The 3,228-nt window shown below is 34.2% G+C and carries 2 protein-coding genes and 1 pseudogene; 1 reads left to right on the forward strand and 2 read right to left on the reverse strand.

What is annotated here, in order from left to right; all coding sequences use genetic code 11:
- A pseudogene (locus P0O24_RS12300) lies at positions 1-684 on the reverse strand (hypothetical protein); the annotation flags it as partial.
- A 320-nt stretch (positions 685-1,004) separates the two neighbouring features.
- Here P0O24_RS12300 and P0O24_RS12305 point away from each other — a divergent pair.
- Positions 1,005-2,231: an IS110 family RNA-guided transposase gene (locus tag P0O24_RS12305; protein ID WP_282840264.1), complete on the forward strand. Its 1,227-nt coding sequence runs from the start codon at positions 1,005-1,007 to the stop codon at positions 2,229-2,231.
- A gap of 271 nt (positions 2,232-2,502) precedes the next feature.
- Here P0O24_RS12305 and P0O24_RS12310 read toward each other — a convergent pair whose 3' ends face one another.
- Positions 2,503-2,871: a VOC family protein gene (locus P0O24_RS12310; protein WP_316970046.1), complete on the reverse strand. Its 369-nt coding sequence runs from the start codon at positions 2,869-2,871 to the stop codon at positions 2,503-2,505.
- Positions 2,872-3,228: the final 357 nt, after the last annotated feature.

Genomic DNA, 3,228 nt, shown 5'->3' on the forward strand with positions numbered 1-3,228 from the left:
TCTGTATCCAAATTTTTGTCTAAAGTCATAAAGGAACTTGAAACCTCTTAAATAATCATATTCATAAAATCTTGGGAATCTTATTTCAGTAAAATTTGGATTCATAACATCTTGGCTTGATAGTTTCCTAAAAAGTTTATGTTTGACAACGTAATCTGCCCCAAGAAATAAAGCTTTTAGTTCGTCATCGATAACTTTGGTTTCTTGTGCTAATAATAAAGCTTCTAGTACCGGTAAAGTCGATGTCATCGAACTTTTCGGATGATCTTTGATATATGCGTCCTCATTGCAATTAAATCCACCATCAGGTAATTGATATTTGGTAAACCATTCTCTTAACCAAGGAATTTCAGAGTCAACAGGAATACCATAATTAAAGAGCATTTGATATAAAGAACCAGCCATGCAAAAACATAATGATTGATGATATGGATCTGTTTTTTTAGGCATTTCTTCTTCTGTGACTGGGAAAAAATGTAGAAAGCTTCTTTGAATATTTTCAATGAGTTGATACATAATGTTTTTTGGAACTTGATGTATCAAACCTAATTCATTTAAAAGCAAGATATGCCACCACGGGGAATCCCATTTTGGCCAATATACATCTCTTTCCAAACTCAACTTCGCTTCTTTTGAATTTAGATATTTAATTGAATCTTTAATCGCTTTTTCTAAATGATCCATATGATTTTCTCCTCGTATAATATGTAGTGTAGATTTAGGTAAGACCTATCTACATATTGTGTTTTATAAGTTTGAAGCCCTGGTGTTATAATAAAGTCAAGATATAACCAGAATAATCCGCTAATTCTCCTTGCACATGATGGTGCTACAAAAGCGTGCGAACCTGCTTGCTTGACTAATCTGCTTACCGGTTGTTGTTACCCGTTAGATCCAACTCAACTTCTAAGTCTAACGGTGGTTTCTTATTCGGCGAGGCTGCAGTTGTCTTTCAAGGCTAGGGCTTCTCTTATATCTCATTTTCCTTGAAAGAAGGTTTTAATTTGAAGCTTACTTTATTCGTTGGAATTGATGTCTCTAAAGCATCTAATCACGTCTATGCGATGAACTTGGCGCGTGATAAATTACTTTCAACATTAATTCCAAACACTCAAGATGGGGCTGCCATCATTGAATCTAAACTTTTAGAACTCTTGAATCGACATGTGCTCTCAAAAATCATTGTGATTTTAGAGTCTACAGGTGTCTATTCTGCTCATCTTGCTACTTATCTTTCTAATTCTAAACATCTTGCTCTTTTCGATTCTAGGGTCTATATCATCAATCCTAAGATCTCTAAGAATTACAGGAAGAGCTTTGCTGATATGGATAAGACAGATCCTAAAGATGCCTTTATTCTAGCTGATATTGCTAGAGTAGGTAGAACCTCTGAACTTACACCTTTCAAAGGTGCTCAACGACTTGCCTTAGAACGCCTCACCAGACATCGCCTCCACATCGCTGAACTCCTGTCAACAGAGAAGGTTTATGCCTTAAATAACGTGTTTTTAAAGTTTTCTGAGTTCGAAACCTTGTTCTCAGATAACTTCGGTAAAACCGCAGTTGAACTACTTTTAGAATATAAAACCATTGACGATATCATTGAGTCACCTTTAGAAGAACTCGCTCAGTTTATCACCAAGTCCAGTAAAAATGGCTTCTCCGATTCAATAGATATGGCGTCTAAAATCCAAGCTGCTGCGAGAGCTTCTTATCGCCTCGATCAGATTGCCTATAATCCCATTAACTTATCGCTTGCTTCCTCCATCAATGTCATCAATTGTTACGAAGCAGAGATGAAAGAAATCGATAAGGCGATTAAGCGCCAAGTTGTTGGTTTTAATCAAAATCATTACACCGTTTTGATGTCTATTCCAGGTATCGGTAAGGTCTATGCAGCTGGGATTTTAGCTGAAATCGCAGACATCAATCAATTCGAATCTGATGATGCGCTTGCTAAGTATGCTGGCATCACTTGGCGTAAAACCCAATCCGGTAAGTTTGATGCTGATGATACGCGTCTTACAAAAACTGGGAATAAATATTTAAGATACTTTATCATTCAGGCAGCCAATATCGCTAGACAAAATATACCTGAATACCGTGATTTCTATCAAAAGAAATTCAATGAAGTCACGACCCATCAACATAAACGTGCCCTCGCCCTTACGAGTAGAAAACTGATCCGTCTAATCTATGGCTTGTTGAGTGCCAATAGACTCTTTCAGTAAAACTAAATATTTCATATTTGCTTCAGTTTCTTTTTTAAGTATGCCTCGATATTGTCATTTTCATCATTTTTTGATGTTTTTTTTATATTTTGGTACTTGACTTATTTACCGGTTGCTTTTCCTTACATATATACATTATAAATATTCTTCATTATAAAAACAAAGCATACGCAACATATTAATTAAATATGCAAATCATCCGATATTACAAAAGTGGAATGCATTTTTAGAGATTCCACTTATTTGGCTTAATAAAGTAATAAAATGTTGTTTAAACTTCGCTCTCACTCATTAAAGCCAAAGTGTTTCCCTCGGAGTCTTTAAAAAATGTCATCCATGTCTCTATCTTGTTTGTTTTTGCAATAATATGTGGCTTTTGAACAATTTGCACACCACGATTTAATAATTCATCATATGCTTGATTGATGTTATCAACTTGATAGTAAATAATCGAACTTAAATAATCGCTCGATTCTTTTTCAGGTAAAGCTAACAATAATCTTACACCATCACAATCAAAAAAACCTAGTTGATCAGTCTTAAACAATAACTTAAGTCCTAAAACATTTTCATAGAATTCAATAGCTCTTTTCATATCACGGATGGGTATTGCTATTTGTCCAACCTTGTTGATTTTCATAGATATCTCCTCCCAATTTCATTATACAACAATTCATATATTTTTGTGTTTTGATGTATTGTGAGACTATTTTAATGCATATTATCAAAATTCTATTCATTTATCTAGACTAAAATGTCCTGACTTTTGCAGATTCATTAAAGAAAAACCGACATTATAGCCTATTTAAGCCATTAGGTCGGTTTTTAATTTGTTGTAAACTAACTCAATAGACCCTTGAGTGTTTTCCTTAGGGTTTCTATCTTAATATAATCTTTTAATAAGGTTTTATCCTTTGTAGCCATTAACGCTTCAAATACGTTTCCTTGATTGATCATCATGAAAATGTTTTGCTCTATAGGAATAACTGATACGCTG

This window comes from Candidatus Methanocrinis alkalitolerans, assembly GCF_029167205.1.
GTDB lineage: Archaea > Halobacteriota > Methanosarcinia > Methanotrichales > Methanotrichaceae > Methanocrinis > Methanocrinis alkalitolerans.

Bases quoted from the DNA above. Each gene is read 5' to 3' on its own strand.
- P0O24_RS12310 (WP_316970046.1), bottom strand. From the start codon at position 2,871: ATGAAAATCAACAAGGTTGGACAAATAGCAATACCCATCCGTGATATG.